This window comes from Clavibacter vidaverae (assembly GCF_047529985.1).
Lineage (GTDB): Bacteria > Actinomycetota > Actinomycetes > Actinomycetales > Microbacteriaceae > Clavibacter > Clavibacter nebraskensis_A.
The window spans coordinates 2,014,569-2,036,750 of sequence record NZ_JBLJAM010000001.1; the positions used below are offsets into that span (position 1 = coordinate 2,014,569).

The 22,182-nt window shown below is 72.3% G+C and carries 25 protein-coding genes; 17 read left to right on the forward strand and 8 right to left on the reverse strand.

Features of this window, described 5'->3' with window-relative positions; translation table 11 throughout:
• Positions 1 to 63 precede the first annotated feature (63 nt).
• A complete protein-coding gene (locus tag ACMT9T_RS09460) occupies positions 64 to 300 on the forward strand; it encodes a hypothetical protein (protein ID WP_414745314.1) in 237 nt (78 codons plus the stop codon).
• On the opposite strand, the gene ACMT9T_RS09465 is transcribed toward ACMT9T_RS09460, so the two are convergent.
• Complete coding sequence (locus tag ACMT9T_RS09465) at positions 297 to 1,412, reverse strand: zinc-binding alcohol dehydrogenase family protein (protein ID WP_414745315.1); 1,116 nt, start codon at positions 1,410 to 1,412, stop codon at positions 297 to 299. The two genes, ACMT9T_RS09460 and ACMT9T_RS09465, sit on opposite strands and share 4 nt — an antisense overlap.
• Positions 1,413 to 1,507: 95 nt before the next feature.
• Between ACMT9T_RS09465 and ACMT9T_RS09470 the strand changes: the two genes are divergently transcribed.
• A complete protein-coding gene (locus ACMT9T_RS09470) occupies positions 1,508 to 2,083 on the forward strand; it encodes a TetR/AcrR family transcriptional regulator (RefSeq protein WP_414745316.1) in 576 nt (191 codons plus the stop codon).
• Positions 2,083 to 2,310 (forward strand): DUF2283 domain-containing protein, encoded by a 228-nt coding sequence (locus ACMT9T_RS09475; RefSeq protein ID WP_414745872.1) that lies wholly within the window; start codon positions 2,083 to 2,085, stop codon positions 2,308 to 2,310. Before ACMT9T_RS09470 ends, ACMT9T_RS09475 begins: the two co-directional genes overlap by 1 nt.
• On the opposite strand, the gene ACMT9T_RS09480 is transcribed toward ACMT9T_RS09475, so the two are convergent.
• Positions 2,307 to 2,651, reverse strand: a complete 345-nt coding sequence (locus ACMT9T_RS09480; protein WP_414745317.1) for a DUF2200 domain-containing protein — start codon at positions 2,649 to 2,651, stop codon at positions 2,307 to 2,309. The genes ACMT9T_RS09475 and ACMT9T_RS09480 overlap by 4 nt on opposite strands.
• 70 nt (positions 2,652 to 2,721) lie before the next feature.
• Between ACMT9T_RS09480 and ACMT9T_RS09485 the strand changes: the two genes are divergently transcribed.
• Complete coding sequence (locus tag ACMT9T_RS09485) at positions 2,722 to 2,877, forward strand: type II toxin-antitoxin system Phd/YefM family antitoxin (RefSeq protein ID WP_414745318.1); 156 nt, start codon at positions 2,722 to 2,724, stop codon at positions 2,875 to 2,877.
• A gap of 80 nt (positions 2,878 to 2,957) precedes the next feature.
• Complete coding sequence (locus ACMT9T_RS09490; RefSeq protein ID WP_414745319.1) at positions 2,958 to 4,007, forward strand: LLM class flavin-dependent oxidoreductase; 1,050 nt, start codon at positions 2,958 to 2,960, stop codon at positions 4,005 to 4,007.
• Positions 4,008 to 4,022: 15 nt separating this feature from the next.
• Here ACMT9T_RS09490 and arfB read toward each other — a convergent pair whose 3' ends face one another.
• Entirely contained in the window at positions 4,023 to 4,445 is a 423-nt protein-coding gene (gene arfB / locus ACMT9T_RS09495) for an alternative ribosome rescue aminoacyl-tRNA hydrolase ArfB (RefSeq protein ID WP_414745320.1), read from the reverse strand.
• Between the two features lie 39 nt (positions 4,446 to 4,484).
• A complete protein-coding gene (locus ACMT9T_RS09500; RefSeq protein WP_414745321.1) occupies positions 4,485 to 4,724 on the reverse strand; it encodes a hypothetical protein in 240 nt (79 codons plus the stop codon).
• Between the two features lie 381 nt (positions 4,725 to 5,105).
• Here ACMT9T_RS09500 and ACMT9T_RS09505 point away from each other — a divergent pair, with 381 nt between their 5' ends.
• The gene (locus tag ACMT9T_RS09505; protein WP_414745322.1) at positions 5,106 to 5,492 is read left to right on the forward strand and encodes a hypothetical protein; all 387 of its coding nucleotides are present in this window, start codon (positions 5,106 to 5,108) and stop codon (positions 5,490 to 5,492) included.
• A gap of 95 nt (positions 5,493 to 5,587) precedes the next feature.
• On the opposite strand, the gene ACMT9T_RS09510 is transcribed toward ACMT9T_RS09505, so the two are convergent.
• A complete protein-coding gene (locus tag ACMT9T_RS09510; protein ID WP_414745323.1) occupies positions 5,588 to 6,433 on the reverse strand; it encodes a phosphatase PAP2 family protein in 846 nt (281 codons plus the stop codon).
• A 202-nt stretch (positions 6,434 to 6,635) separates the two neighbouring features.
• Between ACMT9T_RS09510 and ACMT9T_RS09515 the strand changes: the two genes are divergently transcribed.
• The 3 genes from ACMT9T_RS09515 to ACMT9T_RS09525 all read left to right on the forward strand — a co-directional run bounded on the left by ACMT9T_RS09515 (position 6,636) and on the right by ACMT9T_RS09525 (position 9,091).
• Complete coding sequence (locus tag ACMT9T_RS09515; RefSeq protein ID WP_414745324.1) at positions 6,636 to 7,493, forward strand: 3-hydroxyacyl-CoA dehydrogenase; 858 nt, start codon at positions 6,636 to 6,638, stop codon at positions 7,491 to 7,493.
• A gap of 55 nt (positions 7,494 to 7,548) precedes the next feature.
• Entirely contained in the window at positions 7,549 to 8,319 is a 771-nt protein-coding gene (locus tag ACMT9T_RS09520; RefSeq protein WP_414745325.1) for a hypothetical protein, read from the forward strand.
• 133 nt (positions 8,320 to 8,452) lie between these two features.
• A complete protein-coding gene (locus ACMT9T_RS09525) occupies positions 8,453 to 9,091 on the forward strand; it encodes a LysE family translocator (RefSeq protein WP_414745326.1) in 639 nt (212 codons plus the stop codon).
• Positions 9,092 to 9,117: 26 nt separating this feature from the next.
• On the opposite strand, the gene ACMT9T_RS09530 is transcribed toward ACMT9T_RS09525, so the two are convergent.
• Entirely contained in the window at positions 9,118 to 10,317 is a 1,200-nt protein-coding gene (locus tag ACMT9T_RS09530; protein ID WP_414745327.1) for an MFS transporter, read from the reverse strand.
• Positions 10,318 to 10,436: 119 nt separating this feature from the next.
• Positions 10,437 to 11,369 (reverse strand): LysR family transcriptional regulator, encoded by a 933-nt coding sequence (locus ACMT9T_RS09535; RefSeq protein ID WP_414745328.1) that lies wholly within the window; start codon positions 11,367 to 11,369, stop codon positions 10,437 to 10,439.
• A gap of 102 nt (positions 11,370 to 11,471) precedes the next feature.
• Between ACMT9T_RS09535 and ACMT9T_RS09540 the strand changes: the two genes are divergently transcribed.
• From ACMT9T_RS09540 to ACMT9T_RS09550, 3 genes are read left to right on the forward strand one after another with little or no spacing between them, the layout of a single operon-like run.
• Positions 11,472 to 12,578: a PrpF domain-containing protein gene (locus tag ACMT9T_RS09540; protein WP_414745329.1), complete on the forward strand. Its 1,107-nt coding sequence runs from the start codon at positions 11,472 to 11,474 to the stop codon at positions 12,576 to 12,578.
• 34 nt (positions 12,579 to 12,612) lie between these two features.
• Positions 12,613 to 13,896: an SLC13 family permease gene (locus ACMT9T_RS09545; protein WP_414745330.1), complete on the forward strand. Its 1,284-nt coding sequence runs from the start codon at positions 12,613 to 12,615 to the stop codon at positions 13,894 to 13,896.
• Between the two features lie 50 nt (positions 13,897 to 13,946).
• Complete coding sequence (locus tag ACMT9T_RS09550) at positions 13,947 to 14,906, forward strand: D-2-hydroxyacid dehydrogenase family protein (protein WP_414745331.1); 960 nt, start codon at positions 13,947 to 13,949, stop codon at positions 14,904 to 14,906.
• Here ACMT9T_RS09550 and ACMT9T_RS09555 read toward each other — a convergent pair whose 3' ends face one another.
• Positions 14,907 to 15,506, reverse strand: a complete 600-nt coding sequence (locus ACMT9T_RS09555) for a TetR/AcrR family transcriptional regulator (RefSeq protein ID WP_414745332.1) — start codon at positions 15,504 to 15,506, stop codon at positions 14,907 to 14,909.
• 67 nt (positions 15,507 to 15,573) lie between these two features.
• On the opposite strand from ACMT9T_RS09555, the gene ACMT9T_RS09560 reads away from it, so the two are divergent.
• The 5 genes from ACMT9T_RS09560 to ACMT9T_RS09580 all read left to right on the forward strand — a co-directional run bounded on the left by ACMT9T_RS09560 (position 15,574) and on the right by ACMT9T_RS09580 (position 22,154).
• Positions 15,574 to 18,243, forward strand: coding sequence for an MMPL family transporter (locus ACMT9T_RS09560; RefSeq protein WP_414745333.1), 2,670 nt, complete (start codon positions 15,574 to 15,576; stop codon positions 18,241 to 18,243).
• Between the two features lie 98 nt (positions 18,244 to 18,341).
• On the forward strand, positions 18,342 to 20,180 hold the full coding sequence (locus ACMT9T_RS09565) for a glycoside hydrolase family 2 protein (RefSeq protein WP_414745334.1): 1,839 nt from the start codon (positions 18,342 to 18,344) through the stop codon (positions 20,178 to 20,180).
• Between the two features lie 44 nt (positions 20,181 to 20,224).
• Positions 20,225 to 20,683 (forward strand): prevent-host-death protein, encoded by a 459-nt coding sequence (locus ACMT9T_RS09570; RefSeq protein WP_414745335.1) that lies wholly within the window; start codon positions 20,225 to 20,227, stop codon positions 20,681 to 20,683.
• Positions 20,684 to 20,778: 95 nt separating this feature from the next.
• The gene (locus ACMT9T_RS09575; RefSeq protein WP_414745873.1) at positions 20,779 to 21,030 is read left to right on the forward strand and encodes a hypothetical protein; all 252 of its coding nucleotides are present in this window, start codon (positions 20,779 to 20,781) and stop codon (positions 21,028 to 21,030) included.
• Between the two features lie 155 nt (positions 21,031 to 21,185).
• Entirely contained in the window at positions 21,186 to 22,154 is a 969-nt protein-coding gene (locus tag ACMT9T_RS09580) for a CPBP family intramembrane glutamic endopeptidase (protein WP_414745336.1), read from the forward strand.
• Positions 22,155 to 22,182 lie beyond the last annotated feature (28 nt).

Sequence of the window (22,182 nt, forward strand, 5' to 3'; positions counted from 1 at the left end):
CTGGAGATCCCCGGGGACGACAGCACGCGCCATTTCATCGACATCGCCACCCTCGCCGCGCTCGTGACCCGACGGGACCGGGTCGGCGAGGGCATCAGCGCGATCGAGCGCATGCGCGCCCTGGCGGCGGCGGCGCTCCTCCGGCGCGACCCGACGTACGCGCGTCTCGCAGGGGTGGATCCGTCGGTCGCCGAGCGCCTGCGCCTCGCCTTCACGGCCCCCGCACAGCCCGAGGCCAGCGCCCGACGGGGATCGGGCGCCCGTCGCGACCCCGGCGTCTCCCCGGACCGCGGCCGCTAGAGCGTGACCACGAGCTTCCGCGCCGAGACGCCCTGGCGCAGGCGGTCCATCGCGGGCTGGATCGCCTGGAGCCCGGTGCCGACGACCTCCGCCTCGGGCATCGCGACGTAGCGGCCCTCGGCGAGCGCGGCCGGCAGGAAGCGCTCCCACAGCATCGGGCCGACCTCGTCGTGCATGAGCGCGCTGCCCCAGATGAAGGTCGCGCGGATCCCGCGGACGCGCGCCCGCAGCATCAGCGCCGGGGTGGCAGTGCCCATGCGGAGGCCGAGGCGCACCAGCGGCAGGCCGATGCGGCCGCCGCGCGGGAGGGTGTCGAACGACACGGGCGGGCTCGCCATGCTGACCCGCTTCGCGCCCGTGGCGACGGCTATGTCGACGGCCGGCGCGCCGGATCCGGTGCCGATCGCGAGCACGCCCGCGACCCGGCGCCCGGCCAGGTGCCGCGTGATCTCCTGCACGGCCGCCGCGCTGCGGTAGTCGAACGCCCGGCTCGCGCCGAGGCCGGTCACGAGCTCGTGGTTGCGCGGCGACGCGGTGGTCACGACGTCGTACCCGGCGGCGACCGCGAGCTGGATCGCGTTCATGCCGACGCTCGTGGATCCGCCCCACACCACCACGGTCTCCCCCGTCGGCGGCGTGGTCGCGCCGGGCATGCGCAGGCCGAGCTGGCCGGCGCCGAACAGGCCGGACGCGGCGGTGGAGATGCCGAGCGGGAGGACGGCGGCGTCCGCGAAGCCGAGGGAGTCCGGGATCGGCGCGGCCAGGTCGGTGCGCACGATGACGCGCGACTGGAACCCGCCCTCCGGCGCGTGCCGGCGCCCCTTCTCCATGCCGACCGCGTACGCGACGACCCGGTCGCCGACCGCGAAGCGCGTGACGCCCGGGCCGACCTCCTCCACCTCGCCCGCGACGTCCTCGCCGAGCACCGCGGGGTGCGGCAGCCAGCGGTACATGAGGTCGCCCATGTGCTGCTTCATGGTGTCGAGCGGGTTGATGGCGACGGCGCGCACGCGGATCGCGACCTCGCCGGCCCCGGGTGCGGTGCGGGGCGCCGGGCCCACGGTGAGGTCGGCGGCGGACGAGGCGAGCCAGGCGGCGGATTCGGTGGGCACGGCGGATCTCCGATCTCGGGTCGCGCTGCCCGATGACATCGCGTGTCATCAGTATGCACTGTCATGGCGCGTAGTGTCATCACTAGGATCGACGCATGAGCAGATGGCAGCCGGACACGCGCGAGCGCCTGGCCGCCGCCGCCCTCGAGCTGTTCCAGAGCCAAGGCTTCGCGGAGACGACCGTGCCCGAGATCACCGCCCGCGCCGGCCTCACGACCCGCACGTTCTTCCGCCACTTCGCCGACAAGCGCGAGGTGCTGTTCGCGGAGGAGGACGACCTGCCCGCCCTCGTGACGCGGATCATCCGCGAGGCGTCACCCGACCGCTCGCCGCTCCAGGTGGTCGAGGACGGCTTCCCCGAGGTCGTCGCGTCGCAGTTCACGGAGGGGCGCGACACCCTCCTCGCCCGCAAGCGCATCATCCGCACCGACCCCGGGCTGCAGGAGCGCGAGATGCGCAAGGTCCAGGCGATGCAGGAGGCGGTGCGTGCGGGCTTCGTGGAGCGCGGGTCGGATCCGCTCACCGCCGTGCTCGTGGCCCATGCCACCGCGACCGTGTTCGGCGTCTCCATCGGCCGCTGGCTCTCCGAGGGCGGAGCCGAGACCGACCTCGCCGACGTGCTGCGCGAGACGCTCGACGCGTTCCGCCGGGTGATGGCGGCGGGCGCGTGATGCGGGTCACGTACGACGCGGCCGCAGACGCCGCGTACATCTACCTGGCCGGGACCATCGCGGACGGGGAGTCGGCCACGCAGATCCACTCGATCATGACGCCCGGCGACCGCGGCGAGGTCGCGCTCGACTTCGACGCGGACGGCCGCCTCCTCGGCATCGAGGTGCTGCACGCGAGCGCGGTGCTGCCGGCGGTGGTGCTGGCCGGGGCGGTGCGGATCGGCTAGCTGCCGCGCAGCACCTTCGCCATCGGTCGCCCGCGGGCGATCTCGTCGACGAGCTTGTCGAGGATCCGGATCTCCTTCATCAGCGGGTCCTCGATCTCCTCGATGCGCACGCCGCAGATCACGCCGCAGACCTCGTCGGCGAGGGGGTTCAGGCGCGCCGCCGCGAAGAAGTCCTGGAACGTCGTCTCGGCGTCGAGGTGGTGCTGGAGCTCGGCCTGGTCGAAGCCGGTGAGCCAGGTGATCACCTGGTCGATCTCCGCCTGCGTGCGCCCCTTGCGCTCGACCTTCTTCACGTAGAGCGGGTAGACCGCGGCGAACGGCGTCGTGAAGATGCGGTGCATGACGGGAGCGTAGGCCGATGCGGTCGGGGGCACCAGGTACCGTCGCGACACCCCGCGACGAAAGGCGCCCATGTCCGAGAACGACGAGACCTCCTATCTCCTCCGGAATCCCGCTGGTGCGAAGAGACTGCTGGACGCGCTCGAGCGAGCGCGTCGTGCGGAGTTCGTCGAACGCGAGCTGATCGCGCCGGCGGACGAAGTGGAGCCCCACGCCCCGCGGGAATAGCCGGGCGGGCGCACGTGGTTCACTTCCATGCAGACGCATCCACCCGGATGCCGCCGCCGTCGAGCACCGAGGAGCGCCCCATGGCCACCAAGATCGGCTTCCTGTCGTTCAACCACTGGCAGGACGTGCGCGGGTCCCGCGTGCGCACCGCCCAGGACTCCCTGCTCCAGTCGATCGACCTCGCGGTCGCGGCCGAGGAGATCGGCATCGACGGTGCGTACTTCCGCGTGCACCACTTCGCGCCGCAGCAGGCGTCGCCGTTCCCGCTGCTGGCCGCCATCGCGAGCCGCACCAGCCGCATCGAGATCGGCACCGGCGTCGTCGACATGCGCTACGAGAACCCCCTCTACATGGCGGAGGAGGCGGCCATGACCGACCTCATCTCCAACCGCCGGGTGCAGCTCGGCATCAGCCGCGGTTCGCCCGAGCAGGTCGAGGCCGGTTACGAGTCGTTCGGCTACGTGCCGCGCGACGGCGAGACCGACGCCGACATGGCCCGCCGCCACACCGGCCTCTTCCTCCGCGCGCTCGAGGGCGAGGAGCTCGCGACCGCCGCCCCGCAGCGCGGCATCATCGCCGGCGGCGTCGCCGTCACGCCGCAGTCGCCGGGCCTCCGCGAGCGGATCTGGTGGGGCGCCGGCACACGCGCGACCGGCCAGTGGGCGGCCGAGCAGGGCATGAACCTCATGTCGTCGACGCTCCTCTCGGAGGACACCGGCGTGCCGCTCGACGTGCTCCAGGCGGAGCAGATCCAGCTGTTCCGCGACGGCTGGGCAGCCGCCGGGCACGCGTGGGAGCCGCGCGTGAGCGTCAGCCGCAGCATCATCCCCATCGTCGACGACGAGTCGGAGATGTACTTCGGCGTCCGCTCGCAGATCGAGGGCCAGGACCAGGTCGGCCAGGTCGGCGGCGAGAAGTGGCGCTTCGGCCGCTCCTACATCGGCACCCCGGAGCGCCTCATCGACGAGCTCGGCAAGGACCAGGCGATCGCCGCAGCCGACACCCTCCTCGTCACGATCCCCAACCAGCTCGGGGTCGACTTCAACCTGCGCTCGCTCGCGGCGATCAAGCAGATCGGGGAGGCGTTGGGGTGGGACCGGGCTGACGTCTCCGTGGGGGCGTCCGCCTGATCCGCTGCCCCGTCGTCAGTCGCCGGTCGGCCGCTTGCGCTGCTGCTTCGTCGCGGAGCGTTGCGTCTTGGCCGCGAGGCGGCGGCGCTGCGAGCCCTTCGTGGGGCGCGTCAGTCGACGCGGGGCAGCGTCGGGCGCGAGCGCATCCGCGACGATCTCGCGGAGCGCATCGAGCGCGGCCACCCGGTTCCGCAGCTGCGACCGCTGCTCCGAGACCGTCACCGTGATCGCGCCGCCGACCAGTCGCCGGCCGAGCCGCTCGAGGATCCGCTCCCGCTGCTGGTCAGTGAGCACCAGGGACTCGGCCGGGCTCCACGTGAGCTGCACCCGACTGTCGGACGTGTTGACGTGCTGCCCGCCGGGACCGGACGACCGCGAGAATCTCCACCGCAGCTCGGCCGCGGGGATCGTCAGCGCGGGGCCGACCTCGAGATCCATGCGGCAAGGGTCGCACGGAGCGGCCCTGACGCGTGCGGGCTAGCGGTGCCGGCGGAGGTTGCTGCGGCGGATGACGACCCGGCCGATCAGCATGAGCACCAGCATCACGACCACCATCACGACGATCCGCATGACGAACTCGAGCTCGACGAAGGCCAGGGCGGACGCGGACATGAACGCGGTCACCGCGATCAGCACGAGGATCTGACGAGCCGACGGCTCACCCGTCAGACGCTGGTGTGCCGCGGAGTCGTGCTCGAAGCTGCGCCTGTCGTCCATGGATCCACCGTCCCACATGCCGGTCAGGTCAGCGGACCGACCCCGCCTTCGGCGCATCCGGTCGACGAACCTTCAGGTATAGCCGGTGCGCCGTGATCACCAGCGCGAGCCACGTTCCGTTGAGGAAGAAGGACACGCCGTATGTGGCAAAAATCGCCTTGGTGGTCTTTCTACCAAGGAGAACAAGAAAAATGCGCTCAGAACTGAAACCCGCAAGAAGATGCGCCAGAAAGTTTCCTCCAACAAGAGCTCTTAAATGAGTTGCCGCATTGCAGCCGCTGTTGAGACTCGCGGCCGCGGCGACTTCCAGAAGCGACTGAGCCCGAGCGCACGCACAAGTCCAATACAGTTGACTCGAACGCAGATGCAGAGGGGGACTAGATGAGCAATCTCGGCCTGTACAAGGACATGGTCGTCCTTGCCAAGAAGGTTGGTGGCCCGCTGGCCCTCGGAGGGATCGTAGCCGTCGGTGGCTGGGTCGTTGGGCGCGGGGGCGAAGCAGGCGGCAAGGGCGCGGCCAAGGCCTTCAAGAAGTTGAAGCGCCGCAAGGCAGAGTCCCCAGCGCCAAAGCGGATCTTCGTTGTCGCTACCGCGGCAGAGTACGACGATGGACTTAATTTTCAGCCGGGCGATCGCTTTCGGGTCCTTGAACCTGTCGAGGATGGCTTGCTCATTGAACGCCTGGACGACGATCAGAGCCCGTACGTTGTCACTAAGCAACTCCTAGTCAGCATCTCCGACCTCGAAGACGAAGACTTGCCCGAGTAGCCACACGTAAGCACCAGCAGGGGCCAGCGCAAGCCTCTACGCCGGCAGCGCGAGGGCGGCCAGCGGCGCCCGCAAGAGTCGCCGCGGGGGGGGGGCTAAGACCCCGCGACATCCGGCCGCCGCGCCGTCAGGTACAGCCGATGCGCCGTGATCACCAGCGCCAGCCACGCGCCGCTGAGGAAGAACGCCGCGAGCACGTCCGTGAACCAGTGGTGGCCGAGGTACACGCGGGAGGCGCCGATGGTGACGGCGAAGACCACGGCCACCGTGATCGAGAGCACGCGGGTCGCGCGGCGGTGCTGGCGGAGGAGGAGCAGGTAGGCGAGGATCCCGGCGATCGCGACCGCGTTCAGCGTGTGGCCGCTCGGGAACGACGGCGAGGTCTCGTAGGGCGGCACCGCGTCGGCGAGGTCGGGGCGGGCGCGGCCGATGAGGTCCTTGCCCGCGATGGTGAGCAGCAGGGATCCGCCGCCGGCCGCGAGCACCAGGATGATCGGCGTCCACGAGCGGCGCCGGATGGCCAGGAACAGCATCGTGGCCACCGCGATGATCGGCATGATCACGACGCCCGCGACGTCCGTGTACGCGGTGGCCGCCTCGTTCAGCCATGGCGTGCGGATGCCGACCATGAACGCGAGGAGCGGCTTGTCGAGCCCGGCGACCCCGTCGGCGTCGGTCACGTTGTCGTAGACCTGCGCGGCGATCGCGGAGAGACCCACGGCGAGCACGAGGCCCACCAGCAGAGTGATCACGAGGGCGGCGTGCGGGCCGAGCACCCGCATGATCCGCTGCACGACGCGGGCGAGGATCCGGCCGACCGGCGTCACCCAGCGCGTGAGGTCGCGGTCGCCGAGGAAGCGGTCGCGGCGGAGCTCGCCTTCGACGCCCCGGTCGGCGGGGTCGAGGGGGGCGAGGGGCCTGTGCCCGGGGGTGTCGTTCATCGGGGATCCTCCACACTCGGCGGGGAGTCCCGCCCGTCGAACCTACCGACGCGGATCGGGAGATGACCCGCCGGTGCCGGCACGCGGCTGTCCGCTGGCCGCACGGACCCGACCGCCCGCGGCGCTCGGTGGTTCGCTGGCGATGACGCCCGCGCGGGACCCGCCCGTCGCCCCGACGCGTCCGCCGACGAAGGAGTCCGCCATGCCCGCCATCACCCAGGTCACCGTCCTCGGCGCGGGGGTGCTCGGCGCCCAGATCGCGTTCCAGGCCGCGAACCACGGCAAGACCGTCACGAGCTACGACGTGGACGACGCGGCGCTCGAGGCCGCGCGCGGTCGGCTCGACGCGATCGTCGCGCAGTTCGTGTCCGAGTCGGGCGAGGAGACGCGGGTGTCGGCGACCGCCGCGGCGGCCGGCATCGTGCTCACGAGCGATCTCGCCGCCTCCGTCGCCGACGCCGACCTCGTGATCGAGGCGGTCCCCGAGCGCCTCGATCTCAAGCAGGACGTCTACCGCCGCATCGCCGAGGCCGCCCCCGAGCGCACGGTCTTCGCCACCAACTCGTCGACGCTCCTCCCGAGCGCCATCGCCGACTCCACCGGCCGCCCCGACCGCTTCCTCGCGCTGCACTTCGCGAACCACGTCTGGCGACAGAACACGGCCGAGGTGATGGGCACCGAGCGCACGTCGCCCGAGGTCTACGACCGGGTCGTGGCGTTCGCGGAGGAGATCGGCATGGTCCCGATCCCGCTCAAGAAGGAGCAGCCGGGCTACGTGCTGAACTCGCTCCTCGTACCGCTGCTCGACGCGGCCGCGGGCCTCCTGCTGAAGGGCGTCGCGGATCCGCAGACCATCGACACCACCTGGCGCATCGCCACCGGCGCGCCCCTCGGCCCGTTCCAGATCTACGACGTCGTCGGCCTCCGCACCGTCCACGCCATCGCCGCGGCGAGCGACGACCCGGGCGCGCAGGCGTGGGCGGCGCACCTGAAGAGCGAGTACATCGACCAGGGCAAGCTCGGCGTGGAGTCGGGCGAGGGGTTCTACGCGTATCGGTGACACGGCGAGGCCCTTTCTGGGGGCTGATCGACATGCTGACGAGGAATAGCTTCGGATGATCATGCCCACAGAAACCCACGTCGAATCGCCCGAATCTCATTTCTCGACCGCACTCGTCACGGCGGCCCGTCTGCCCGGTGTCCGCATCGACAGGGCGGCGTACCTCAGGAGCACCCTCAAGCGCGTCTGCTCCGAGGAGCAGATCCTCGCGGCCATCGCCGAGACACCCGCGAAGGCTGGCATCCCGGCCGCAGTGCTCGACAAGGCGGCGAACGACTCGATCCGCTTCGAGACGACGAAGGTCACCGCCCTGTCCGCGGTGAGCGGGATCCCAGGAGGGCTAGCGATGCTCGGCACCGTGCCGGCCGACCTCGCGCAGACCATGGCGCACATGATCCGCATCGCGCAGAAGCTCGCCTATCTCTACGGCTGGCCCGATCTCTTCTCGGACGACGGTGAGGAACCGGACGACGCGACGAAGTCCATGCTGATCCTGTTCATCGGCGTGATGTTCGGGACGGGCGCCGCCGCCGAGGGCGTCAGGAAGGTCGCGGATGCCATGGCGAAGCAAGCGCTGCGCAAGCTCCCGCAGCAGGCGCTCACGAAGGGGATCATCTACCCGATCGTGAAGAGGGTCGCGACGATGGTGGGCGCCAAGATGACCAAGGACGTGTTCGCGAAAGGCGTGGCGAAGTTCGTGCCCGTGGTCGGCGGAGTCGCCTCAGGAAGCCTGACGTTCGCGACGTTCTACCCGATGTCCAAGAAGCTGAAGGCGACCCTCTCGGATTCGCCGCTGGCCGCAGAGGAAGCCGTCGAGATCGCGTGATCTGATTCGCACGATCACGGCCTCGGAAAGCCGCGGCGACGGCTCGCATGCGGCCCCGCCCCGCTCTGCCCATGCGCCAAGCTGGTCCCCACGGCGCGGTCCACCCGCCGGCGACCCGCGAGGAGGACACCGCATGATCACCCTGGCCGCCGCATCCGCCATGGCCCTCGTCGCCCTCGGCATGGTCCTCACGCCGGGCCCGAACATGATGTACCTGGTGTCGCGGAGCATCAGCCAGGGCCGTCGCGCGGGACTGGTCTCGCTGGCCGGCACCGGCGTGGGCTTCGTCGTCTACATGACCATGGCCAACGTCGGGCTCGCCGCGGTCTTCGTCGTGGTGCCGTGGCTCTACACGGGTCTCAAGCTGGCCGGGGCGGCGTACCTGCTGTGGCTCGCCTACTCGACGTTGCGCCCGGGCGGCGCCTCCGTCTTCGACACGCGCGACCTGCCCCGGGACTCCACCGCGAAGCTCTTCCGCATGGGGCTCGTCACGAACCTGCTCAATCCGAAGGCCGCGATCATGTACCTCGCGCTCATCCCGCAGTTCGTCGACCGGGCCGCGGGCGACGTCGTCGCGCAGGGCTTCCAGCTCGGGGCCGTGCAGATCCTGGTGAGCCTCGCGGTGAACGCGGGCATCGTCCTCGCGGCCGGTTCCATCGCCGTGTTCCTGCGCGGCCGACCCCGGTGGATGCGCTGGCAGCGCTGGACCACCGGCGGGCTGCTCGGCGCGGTCGGCGTGAAGCTCGCGGTGGAGGCGCCGGCGCCGGCCTAGGTCGGTTGCGATCGCCCGCGGTCGCCTCAGGCGATCGCCGTCCCACCGCGCCGGGACCGGAACGCGGGCGCCAGCAGCGCCCCCACGAGGAACAGCACGGCGACCGGCCAGAGCGCGGGCAGGATCCCGAACCCCTGGGCCAGCAGGCCGATGAGCGGGGGCCCGACGAAGCCGGCGACGTACCCGACGCTCGCGACGAGGGTCACGCGCGCGGTCGGGTCGTCGCCCTCGGCCGCGGCGGACATCCCGAGCGGGAAGCCCATCGAGACGCCGACGGACCAGAGGACCACGCCGATCACGAGGGGCACCGTGCCGAGGTCGAGGATGAAGAGGACGACGCCCGCGAGGCCGAGGGCGGAGGTCCAGCGGATCATCGCGACGCGGCCGAGGCGGTCGACGAGCGGCCCGGCGGCGACCCGCGCGACCACCTGGGCCGCCGCGTAGATCGCGATGGCCGCGGCGGCGAAGGCCTCGGGACGGCCCATCGCGTCGCGGACGGCGACGCTGATCCAGCCGTTGGCCGCACCCTCGCCGAACTCGGCCCCGAGCATCACGACGCCGATCGCGAGCAGGCGGGCGTCGACGTGCGGCGCCCGCCGGGCACGTGCCTCCCCGCGCCGTCGCCGCGCGCGACGCGTCCCCCGGCTCCCCGACGGCACCGCCCGGACCAGCACCAGCCCGGCGATCGCGATGACCACGGCCTGCGCGATGAGCTGCACCTCGGCCGTGATCCCGAGCGCCGCGCATCCGGCGCCCACGCCCGCCCCGACCACCGCACCCGCGGGCCACGCCGCGTGCATCAGCGGCATGAGCGTGCGCCGCGAGAGCCGCTCGATGACCGCTCCGTCGATGTTGATGAGCACGTCCAGCGCTCCGAGGCCGACACCCGCGATCGCGAAGCCCGCGAGGAGGACGCCGACGCTGCCGACCGCGGCCCCGGCCCCCACCGTCCCGACGCCCGCGGCCATCGCGAGCGCCGCCACGGCCAGCGCCCGGCGCGCGCCTCCCCCCGCGAGCAGCAGGCGGGAGGCGAGGAGCCCCGCGCCGGATCCCGCGGTCGTCGCCAACAGCACGAAGCCGAGCTCCGCGTCGCCGAGCTCGAGGGCCGCACGGATGGAGGGCAGCCGCGCCGCCCAGCTCGACAGCGTGAAGCCGCCGAGGGCGAAGCCGCCGAGGATGGCGAGGAGCCACCGTCGCCGGGCGTGCGCGGGATCGAGCCGATGCATGGTGCCTCCGATTACAACGTTGTAATCAGAGCCTAGGGGCGTCCCCCGACGTGCGCCGCATCGGAGCCGCGAGGAGGGGACGCGCACGCGATGCCCCGCTCCGGCCGCCCGCCCGGCCCCTACCGCGGATCCGCCGCCCCGCTGGCCGCGAACGACCGCGCCGCGCGCGTGACCGCCTCCGACAGCGCGCGCATCGCCGGCGTCTCCACGCGGCGGGCGAGGGTGGCGAGGTAGATGGTGCGAGCGGGGATCCGGTCGGCCGGCCGGAACGACACCGCCCGCACGTCGTCCCGGTGAGACGCCAACGCCAGCCGCGGCGCCATCGCGATGCCGACGCCCGCCGCCACCATCGCCTGCACCTCCTGGTAGTCGTACGCCTCGTACGCGACCTCCGGAGAGATGCCCGCGGCCGTGCAGCTGCGGTAGAGCACGTCGGCCGCCGGGTGCCCGCCGTTGCGCGTGATCCACGACTCCTTCCGCAGCGACTTGAGTGCCACCCCGTCCTGGATCGGGCTGTCGGCCGCGACCAGCAGCATCGTCTCGTCCTCCACCAGCTTCCGCAGCGCGAGGTGCTTCTCGGCCTCCTCGGTCCACGCGTAGCTCCACAGCAGCGCCATCTCGACCTCGCCGGAGCTGAGCTTGTCGATGAGCTCGGGCCGCAGCGCCGACTGCACGCGGATCTCGATGCCCGGCCACGCCGCGTGCGCGTCCTTGAGCGCGTCGGCCAGCAGCGATGCGCTCACGGTGGGGAAGGACCCGAGCCGCACGGTGCCGTGCTCGAGGCCGCGGATCGCCTCGAGCTCGCCCTCGGCGGCCCGCAGCTCGCGACGCACGGCGCGCGCCTTCGTGGCGAGGACCTGCCCCGCCTCGGTGAGCCGCATGCCGCGCGGGAGGCGGTCGAGCACGGGTTGGCCGATGAGCTGCTCGAGCTTCGCGATGCGCTGCGACGCCGCCGAGGTGGTCATCCGGGAGCGGGCCGCGCCGCCCGTCAGCGTGCCGGAGTCGACGACGTCGAGCAGCAGATCCAGCGTCACGAGATCGAAGGAGGCCATGGGCTGACTTTAGCTGAGCTGAACGGGCACGTAGGAGATCGAGCTTCTGCTTGACCCTTCGCGTTCGTAGCGTGAGGACATCGACGACGACCTGGAGGCCTCGTGAGCATCCCCGCCACCCTCATGCGCGGAGGGACCAGCAAGTGCTGGCTCTTCGACCGCGACGCCGTCCCGGCCGACCGGGACGACCTCGCCGAGCTCCTCATCGAGCTGTTCGGCGCCGACGACCCGCGCCAGCTCGACGGCGTCGGCGGCGGCACCTCGGTCACGTCGAAGGCCGTGATCGTCGGCCGGAGCGAGGAGCCCGGCATCGACGTCGACTACCTCTTCGCGCAGGTCGCCATCGGCGCGCACGTCGTGGAGTGGGGCAGCAACTGCGGCAACTGCGCCACGGCCGTCGCGCAGTGGTCGGTCGAGCGCTTCGGGCTCGCAGTCGCGGGCGACGCCCCCACCACCGTGCGGATGCGCAACCTCAACACGTCCGCCGAGGTCGTCGCGCAGGTCGCGGGCGCCCGAGCCGGCGAGGTCTCGGTGCCCGGCGTCCGCGGATCCGGCACCGCCGTCGACCTCGCGTTCGTCGACCCGGCCGGATCCACCACGGGCTCGCTCTTCCCCACCGGATCCGTGCGCGAGGACCTCCTCGTCGACGGCGCCGCCTACGAGGTCACGATGGCGGACGCGGGCGCGCCCGTCGTGCTGCTCGCCGCGGCCGACATCGGGCTGCCCGACGCCGCGACCGAGGTCGAGATCCTCGCCGCCGTGCCGCTGCTGCGCCGGATCCGCGCGCACGCCGCCGTCGCGATGGGCATCGCCCCGAGCGTCGAGGCCGCGGGCGACGCGGTGCCCAAGGTCGGCGTCGTCGGCCCGGCCGTCGACCATGTGACCACTCTCGGCCAGGAGGTGCGCGCGGCCGACCACGACGTCTCCGTGCGCATGCTCTCGATGAACGCCGCCCATCCCACCATCGGCCTCACGAGCGCCGTGGCCCTGGCCCTCGCGGCCCGCGAGCCCGGCACCGTGCTCGAGCGCGTGGGCGTGGATCCGGCCACCGCGCCCCTGCGCCTCGGCACCCTCGGCGGCCCGCTGCGCGCCGGCGTCGAGGTCGACGCCTCCGGCACCCGGGTGCTCCTCCAGCGGGCGGCCCGCCGCCTCGCGGACTCGGAGCTCCTCACCCACCACGAACCCATCCCGCTCGCCCCCACCCGCTGACGCGTCCCGCGTCGGCGATCACCAGGAGAAGACAGTGTCGTCTATCGAGATCATCCCCCTCATCGGCCTCGTCGTGATGTTCGTCATCGCGACGGTGTTCCCGATCAACATCGGCTTCCTCGGCTTCATCGGGGCCTTCCTCGTCGGAGCCATCGCGTTCGGCTACGACGACAAGGAGATCCTCGAGGTCTTCCCGTCGTCGATCGTGCTCACGATCATCGGCGTGACCTACTTCTTCGGCATGGCCAAGCAGAACGGCACCATCGACCTGATGGTGAGCGCCTGCATCCGGGCCGTGCGCGGGAAGCTGTACCTCATCCCGTGGGTCTTCTTCCTGGTGGCCGCGTTCCTCACCTCGCTCGGCACGTTCAGCCCGGCAGCGGTCGCGCTCATCGCCCCGGCGGCGATGAGCTTCGCGGGCCGTACGCGCATGAGCCCGCTCGTGATGGGGATCATGACCATCAACGGCGCGCACGCCGGCGCCTTCTCGCCCATCTCCGTCTCCGGCGTGCTCGTGCGCGACATCGTCGAGGGCAACGGCCTGACGCTCGACCCGTGGCAGCTGTTCTTCTCCAGCTTCGGCATCAACACGCTCCTGTCGGTGCTGACGGTCGCCGCCTACGCCATCACGAGCCGCGTGAAGACGCTCGAGTACACCGCGACCGGCAGCGTCATGACCATCGAGGACGACACCGTCGACGCCGACCACGTGCCGCTCACCCGGGTGCGCATGCTGACGCTCGCGCTCATCGCCGCGATCCTCGTGATCGTGCTCGTCGGGCACCAGCCGATCAGCTTCGTGGCCATCGCCGCGGGCGTGATCCTCTCCTTCACCGACCTCAAGAACACGAGCCGCTCGATCGCCGGCATCAGCTGGCCGACCGTGCTGCTCGTGGGCGGCATGGTCACCTACATCGCGATGCTCGAGGAGCTCGGCACCATCGACGACCTCGCCGACATGGCCCTGCTCATCGGCGCCCCCGTGGTCGTCGCGCTCGTGCTCTGCTACGTGATCGGCGTCTCCTCGGCCTTCGCGTCGTCCACCGCGCTGCTCGCGGCGATCATCCCGCTGTCCCTGCCGCTGCTGCAGCTCGGCGAGCTGCCCGTGGTGGGCGTGGTCGCGGCGCTCTCCATCGCCGCGACGGTCGTCGACGTCTCGCCGTTCTCCACCAACGGCGCGCTGGTGCTCGCCAACGCGCAGGGCATCGACCGGAACGTCTTCTACCGGCAGCTGCTGCTCAACGCGGGAGCGGTGGTCGCCATCGCCCCGCTCATCTGCTGGGTGCTGCTCGTGGTGATCCCGAACGCCTTCGCCTGATCCGACCGCACGCGCCTCCCGCCTGCGCGCGGGAGGAGGGAGAGTGGAGCATGACCGCACCGATCCGCATCGCCGTCCTCGACGACCACCAGGGCGTCTCCGACGGGCTCGCTGACTGGGGATCCATCCCCGGCGCGACCGCCACCGCGTTCCGGGAGCACCTCGGATCCGCCGAGGAGGTGATCGCGGCGCTCCAGCCCTTCGACGTGGTCGTGGCCATGCGCGAGCGCACCCGCTTCGACGAGGCCGTGCTCTCCTCCCTCCCCGCGCTCCGGCTGCTCGTGACCACCGGGCGCGCGAACGCCGCCATCGACCTGGCGGCGGCGGCGCGCGCCGGGATCCTCGTGTCGGGCGGGGCGACCGGCGGTACCTCGGGCGCGGCCGAGATCACCTGGGCGCTCATCCTCGCCGCGCTGCGGCACGTGCCCGAGGAGGACCGCCGCGTGCGCGACGGCCTCTGGCAGGGCACGGTCGGCGGCGACCTCGCCGGCCGGCGGCTCGGGATCGTCGGGCTCGGCGCGATCGGCTCCCGCGTCGCGCGGGTCGCGCTCGCGTTCGACATGGAGGTCGCGGCGTGGAGCCGGCACCTGGATCCGGAGCGGGCGCGCGGCCTCGGCGTGATCCCGGTGGAGAAGGACGAGCTGGTCGCGACCTCGGACGTGCTCAGCGTGCACGCCAAGCTCGACGCCACGTCCCGGGGGCTCATCGGGGAGAGCGACATCGCCGCGATGAAGCCCACGGCGATCCTGGTGAACACCGCGCGCGGACCGCTCGTCGACGAGGCCGCGCTGCTCGCCGCCCTGCACGCCGGTCGGATCCGCGGCGCCGCGCTCGACGTCTTCGACCGCGAGCCCCTGCCGGCCGACTCGCCCTGGCGACAGGCGCCGCGCACGGTGCTCACGCCGCACCTCGGCTACGTGACGGAGGACACCTACCGTCGGTTCTTCGCCGAGGCGCACGAGAGCGTGGCCGCGTGGGTCGCGGGCGCGCCGATCCGGCTGCTCAGCTGATCAGCCCCGGCGGGGCTTCCCCGTCGCGCCGCCGGATCCCAGCACGAACCGCACCAGCCGCGTCACGCTCTCCGCGTGGTCGGCCTTCCGCCCGAGCACGCGCAGCACGATGACGCCGAGGATCGCCTGGCCGAGCTCCTCGACGGGCGCGTCGGCGGGCAGCTGGCCCGCGCGGATCCCCGAGGCGAGCCGCTCGGACAGGTCGCGGTCCACGCCGAGGCTCGAGCCGAGGTGGTCGCCCACGGCCTCGTCCTCGGCGGCGGCCGCCACGAGCGAGCGGACGAGCGGTCCGCCGGCCGGGGCGTCGAGCACGGCCAGCACGTCGGTGAGCCAGCGCTCGATGTCCGCGAGGAGGTCGCCCGTGTCGGGCACGGCGAACTCCACCGGGATCAGGCGCCCCTCGGTCATGCACTCGGCGATGAGGGCGCCGCGCGACGGCCACCACCGGTAGATCGTCTGCTTGCCGACGCCCGCCTCCTTGGCGACGCCCTCGATCGTGAGGTGGTCGTAGCCGACGGCGTGGATGAGGCGCACGGTCGCGCCGAGGATCGCCTCGCGGGCCGCCTCGCTGCGGACCCGCCCGGTTCGGTGCTCGTTCACCTGCACAGGGTAGCCGCAGAAACTAGACGAGACGTAGCGTATCGTCGAAGCGTCTGAGGGAGATGACATGGCGCCAGTGCTGTACCGGCTCGGTTCGATGGCCGCGCGTCGCGCGTGGCTCGTGATCGTCTCGTGGGTGGTGATCCTCGGGATCGGCGTGGGCTCGTTCCTCGCGTTCGCGGGCACCCTCGGCAACAGCTTCGACATCCCCGGCACCGCGTCCGGCGCCGTCACCGACGAGCTCGCCGAGACGCTCCCCGACACCGCGGGCGGCACCGGCACGGTCGTCTACACGACGACGGACGGCTCGCCCTTCACCGATCAGCAGAAGCAGGACATCTCCGCCCTCGCCACGAGCGCGGGCGACCTGCCGGGCGTCGCGCGCGTGGTGGATCCCTTCGCCGTCACCCAGCAGCGCGCCGACCAGGCCGCGCAGCTCACGAGCGGCGACGAGCAGATCACCGCGGGCCGCACGCAGCTCGACCAGGCGCAGCAGCAGCTCGACGCCGGGAAGGCCCAGCTCGACGCGGGCCAGCAGCAGCTGACCGCCGCGCGCCAGCAGGCCGAGGCGGCCGGCGCGCAGGCCGCGCAGCTCGCGCCCCTCGACGCGCAGCAGGCCCAGCTCGACCAGCAGACCCAGGCCCTCCAGCAGCAGCAGGCCACCGTCGACTCCTCGCGCGCACAGCTCGACGCGGGCGCCGAGCAGGCCGAGCTCGGCCGCACGCTCCTCGGCCTCACCGACGGCATCGGCGTCGTCTCGGACGACGGCTCGACGGCCATCGTCAACGTCTCCTTCACGGATCCGCGCCTCGAGCTCTCCGAGGAGACCAAGCAGGAGGCCATCGCCCACTTCCGGGACGCGCCCGTCGACGGCACGAGCGTCGACTTCGCGACCGACCTGGCGCAGGGCGTGCCCGAGATCTTCGGCATCGGCGAGGTCGTCGGCCTCGTGTTCGCGGCCATCGTCCTCATCGTGATGCTCGGCACGCTCATCGCCGCGGCCCTCCCCATCGTCACCGCGGTGGTCGGCGTGGGCGTCGGCGTCACGGCGTCGCTCGCGTTCTCCGGGATCGTCGACATGGCGTCGGTGACCCCGGTGCTCGGCGTGATGCTCGGCCTCGCGGTCGGCATCGACTACTCCCTCTTCATCGTCAACCGGCATCGCAAGCAGATGCTCGCGGGCACCGGCGTGCGCGAGTCGATCGGGCTCGCCAACGGCACCTCGGGCACGGCGGTCGTGTTCGCGGGATCCACCGTGATCGTCGCGCTCCTCGCCCTCAACATCACGGGCGTGCCGTTCCTCGCGCTGATGGGCACGGTCGGCGCGGTCTGCGTGCTCGTGGCCGTGCTGGTCGCGATCACGCTGACGCCCGCAGTCCTCGGCCTCGCCGGAACGCGCGTGCTGCGGAAGCGCGACCGCGCGGCGGCGAGCGCGGCTGGCCGGGCGGCGAGCGCAGCGGGCCAGGCGGCGCACCCGGCCGAGGCCGCGAAGGCGCTGAAGCCCATGTCGACCGTGCGCGCGGTGCTCACGGTGGTGGGCACGGTCGTCGCCCTGCTCGTGGTCGCGATCCCGAGCCTCTCCATGCGCCTCGGCCTGCCGGACGGATCCAGCGAGCCCGCCGGATCCACCAGCCAGAAGGCGTTCTCCACGGTCGCCGCCGAGTTCGGCGAGGGCGCGAACGGCCCGCTGCTCGTGGTCGCCGACGTGCCCGCGGGCCTCGCCGACGACGACCTCCTCGCGACCCAGGTCGACGTCGCGCAGACCCTGCACGACCTCGACGACGTGGTCGCCGTCGCCCCCGTCGCCAACACGGACGACAACACCGTGCTCGCGTTCCAGGTGCTGCCGCAGGAGGGCCCGAACAGCGAGTCGACCGAGAAGCTGGTGCAGGACATCCGCGCGCTCCCCGAGCTCGACGGCGGGATCACGCTCGGCGTCGCCGGCCAGGCCGCCACCAACATCGACATCTCCGAGGCGCTGGCCGCGGTGCTGCCGCTCTACCTGCTCGTGGTGGTGGGGCTGTCGCTGCTGATCCTGATCGTGGTGTTCCGCTCGATCCTCCTGCCCCTCATCGCCACGGGCGGGTTCGTGCTGTCGCTGTTCGCGACCTACGGGCTCATCGTCGCGGTGTTCCAGTTCGGCTGGGGCGCGAGCCTCATCGGGCTGGAGAACAGCGGGCCGATCCTGAGCTTCCTGCCGGTGATCCTCGTCGGGATCCTGTTCGGCCTCGCCATGGACTACCAGCTGTTCCTCGCGAGCGGCATGCGGGAGGCGTACGTGCACGGCGCCGAGGCGCGGCTCGCGGTGGTGCAGGGCTTCCGGGCCGGGCGCGCGGTCGTCACGGCGGCGGCGCTGATCATGGTGTCGGTGTTCGGCGGGTTCGTCTTCTCGGAGTCGACCATCATCCGGTCGATCGGCTTCGGCCTCGCGTTCGGCGTGCTCCTCGACGCCTTCGTGGTGCGGATGCTGCTCATGCCCGCGCTCATGCACCTGCTCGGTCGCTCGGCCTGGTGGCTGCCGCGCTGGCTCGACCGGATCCTCCCGGACGTCGACATCGAGGGCGCCGGTCTCGAGCGCACGCACCCGCACGCGTCGGCTGCTGCGGCCTCCGGCGCGGGCGCGACCCCCGACCTCCCCGCGGGCCTCCCGGCCGACGGCGGCCACGGCGCGCACGCGGCGCCGCCCACGACCTCGACCATCGAGGCCGAGACGGCCGCCGCCCCGCCGCGCGACTGACCCGGCGGGCGCGGCGCCCCTCCCGGGCCCGTCCCACCCGGCTGGGCCACAGTGGGTCGTGAGCACGCTCGCCCGCCGCCGAGACGGAAGGACCCGCCATGTCCGAGGACACCGCCCGCATCCCCAAGCCCGAGCACCCGCGCCCGCAGACCACGCGACCCGACTGGCTGAACCTCAACGGGCCGTGGCGGTTCGAGCGCGACCGCGGCGACTCGGGCCTCGAGCGCGGGCTGCTCGAGCGGGACCTCGCCGAGGAGATCCTCGTGCCGTTCGCGCCGGAGTCCACCGCGTCGGGCATCGGCGACGTCGACTTCCTCACGGCGGTCTGGTACCGCCGCACCGTGCGGATCCCCGCGGGCTGGAGCGGCCGCCGCGTCCTCCTCCACTTCGGCGCGGTCGACCACGACGCGACCGTGTGGGTGGGCGGCGAGGAGGTCGCGCGGCACCGCGGCGGCTTCACGTCGTTCACGGCGGATCTCGGCGTGCGCGCCGACGAGGAGGAGCTCGTGATCACGGTCCGCGCCCGCGACACCCGCGACGAGCCGCAGGCCCGCGGCAAGCAGGCCACCTGGTACGCGAACACCGAGTGCTTCTACACGCGCACCACCGGGATCTGGCAGACGGTCTGGCTGGAGCCCGTGCCGGAGGCGCACATCCGCTCGGTGCACGTCGAACCGCAGCTCGGCGACGCGTCCTTCACGGTCACGCCCGAGCTCGCACCGCGCACGGCGGGCCTGCGATTCGAGGCCGTGCTCCGGGACGCGGCCGGCGAGGTCACGCGCGCCGCCGTGCCCGCGGGCCTCGGCGCCCGGGTCGTCCTGCGGATCCCCGCGGACCGCGTGCGCTTGTGGTCGCCCGAGGATCCGCACCTCTACGACATCACGCTGCGCCTGGTCGACGGCTCGGGCGACGACGCGCGGGTCGTCGACGAGGTCGCGTCCTACGGCGGCCTCCGCTCCATCGCGATCGACGGCCAGGACCTCCTCCTCAACGGCCGCCGGGTCTTCCAGCGCCTCGTGCTCGACCAGGGCTACTGGCCGGACACGCTCATGACCTCGCCCGACGACGCCGCGCTCGTCCGCGACATCGAGCTGTCGATGGCCGCGGGATTCACCGGCGCACGCCTGCACCAGAAGGTGTTCGAGGAGCGCTTCCTCTTCCACGCCGACCGGCTCGGCTACCTCGTGTGGGGCGAGTTCGGCGACTGGGGCGCGGGCGGCGGGCTGGGCAAGGACGCACAGCAGCCGACGGCGTCGTTCATCACCCAGTGGATCGAGGCGGTCACCCGCGACCGCTCGCACCCGTCGATCGTCGGCTGGTGCCCGCTGAACGAGACCTACCAGGCGCTGCACGACCGCATCACGCAGCTCGACGACGTGACCGCCGGCATGTACCGGGCCACGAAGGCCGCGGATCCGAGCCGTCCCGTCCTCGACGCCTCCGGCTACTCCCACCGCGTGCCCGGCGCCGACGTCTACGACTCCCACTCCTACGAGCAGGATCCGGACGCGTTCCGCCGCGAGCAGGCCGGCCTCGCCGGCGGCCGCCCGTTCGTCAACGAGCTGGACGGCCGCGCGATGTCGGTGCCCTACGCGGGCCAGCCGTTCTTCGTCTCCGAGTACGGCGGCATCTGGTGGAACCCAGAGGAGGCCGCGGTCGCGGCTGCCGCCGACGACGCCGACCCCGAGCGCGCCGTCTCCTGGGGCTACGGCGCACGCGTCGCGACCGAGGAGGAGTGGCACGCCCGGTTCCGCAGCCTCACCGAGGTGCTGCTCGAGGATCCGCGCATGTTCGGCTACTGCTACACCCAGCTCACCGACACGTTCCAGGAGCAGAACGGCATCTACGACGCCCACCGCCGGCCCAAGTTCGACATCGCCCGGATCCGGGAGGTGCAAGAGCGGCGGGCGGCGTACGAGGAGCGCGACGACGCCTGATCCGCGACGTGGACTTCCGAACACGTTCCGAATAACATGACCCCATGTCCCTCCTCCACGACGCCCGCACGACGATCCGTCGCTCGTCCGACCTGAGCAAGCACTCGGCGGACGTGTTCGCCGAGGCGGAGGAGCACCCGGTCCAGATCACTCGGCGTGACGGAGAGACCCTGGTGCTGACGTCCCAGAGCGCGACGGACGCGCAGGCGCAGCTCCTCCAGCTCGCGGCCGACCTCATCACCGTCACGCTCGATGACGAGGGCTCCCTGGCCTCGCGCATGGCGCAGCGCTTCCCGTGGATGCTCGCCCTGTCCGCCGCGGACCAGGAGAGCTGCGCGCATGAGCTCGTGGATGCCGCGCGAGCCTCCTTCTCCACCGGCCAGCCCCACCTCGCCATCGCCGAGCTCACCTCCTGGCGCGAGACCGCGACCGCCATCGCCGGCGGCCTCGCCGCCTCGCAGGTCGAGTGGCTCGACCGGCCGACGCAGGTCGAGCGCCCCTGACCGTGGCTAAGGCTCCGCAGGTCCCACGTCCCACGAAGACGTCGGAGTACACGATCCTCTTCGCCTCCGAGGGCGCGCGGAAGGGCTGACAGGACCTGGCGGCGACCATCCGTGGGCCGCTGGCGGACACGTGGGACTTCCTGACCCGGACGCCGACGGAGCGCACGCCGACGAACTACCCGCTCAAAGGCGAGGAACTCGGCATCATCACGCGCGGCGGCACGCGCCACGTGCGCTGGCAGCACAAGCCGACCGCGCGCGGAGACGCCCGCATCTGGTTCTACGTCGAGGGGCAGACGGTCTTCCTCGAGCAGGTCCACACGAAGCACCCGAACCCGACGAAGTAGCGCACCGACCCGGCCGCGTCACGGTCCTGCGAGCGGCCCGGCGAGGCTGCGCGATCCACCAGCGCTCGACGACCTCGCCGATCTCCACCCCGGGCGACGCGCGCCTCCCCCCTCGGGAGGAGGCGCCGGAGCGCGGGCGCCGGGAGGCTGGGTCCATGCCCTCCCACCCCGCGCCGCCGCTGCCCTACCACCGCCTCGCCCACCTGCGCCCGGAGACCGCCCGGTGGTGGAGGCCGCTCGCCGCGCTCGGGACGGTGCTCGGCCTGGCGCTCGCGTCGGGGCTCCTCATCATCGTCGGCATGGTGATCGCCTCATTCGCGCTGCCCGCCTGGCGCATGTCGGACACCCTCGAGGACCCGACGAACCCGGCCGACCTGCTGTTCCTCCTCGGGTCGCTCGCCGTGCTGATCCCCGTGGTCGTGCTCGGCATGCGGTGGGGCGGCGGGATGCGCGGCACCATCCACTCCGTCGTCGGACGCGTGCGCTGGCGCATGATGCTGCGCGCGGCCTCCGTCGTGATCCCCCTCTACGCCCTGGTGATCGGGATCTCGTCGGCGATCGCCCCGCCGGACGACCTCGCGACGCCGCCGCTGGACGCGCGCACCGTGACGGTCTTCGTCGTGATCCTCCTGCTCGTGCCGCTGCAGTGCGCGGCCGAGGAGTACGCATTCCGCGGCCTGCCGCAACAGCTGCTCGGCACCTGGCTGCGGTCTCCCGTGTGGGGCATCGCGCTCCCGGTCCCCCTGTTCATGGTCGGCCACGGCTACGACTGGGCCGGTCAGGTCGACCTGGCGACGTTCGCGCTGTGCGCCGGGTTCCTGGTGTGGAAGAGCGGCGGGCTGGAGCTCGCGATCGTCGTGCACGTGGCGAACAACCTGATCCTGTTCCTGCTCGCCCCCTTCAGCCCGTCGTCGCTGCACCAGGGCGCCACGGATCCCGCGGGCCTCCTGCTGACCCTCCCGCTCACGCTCCTCACGACGTGGGGCCTCACCGCGTGGGTGTCCCGGACGCACGGGCTCCGCCTGCTCGAGCCGGTGCGCTCGGCGGCGCGGCGGCAGGAGGATGCGGCGCCCGCGGCGTCCCCGGCCCCCGAGCGCGCACCCGCGACGGGCACGCGCGCCTGACGAAGACCGCCGCACACGACGAGAGCCC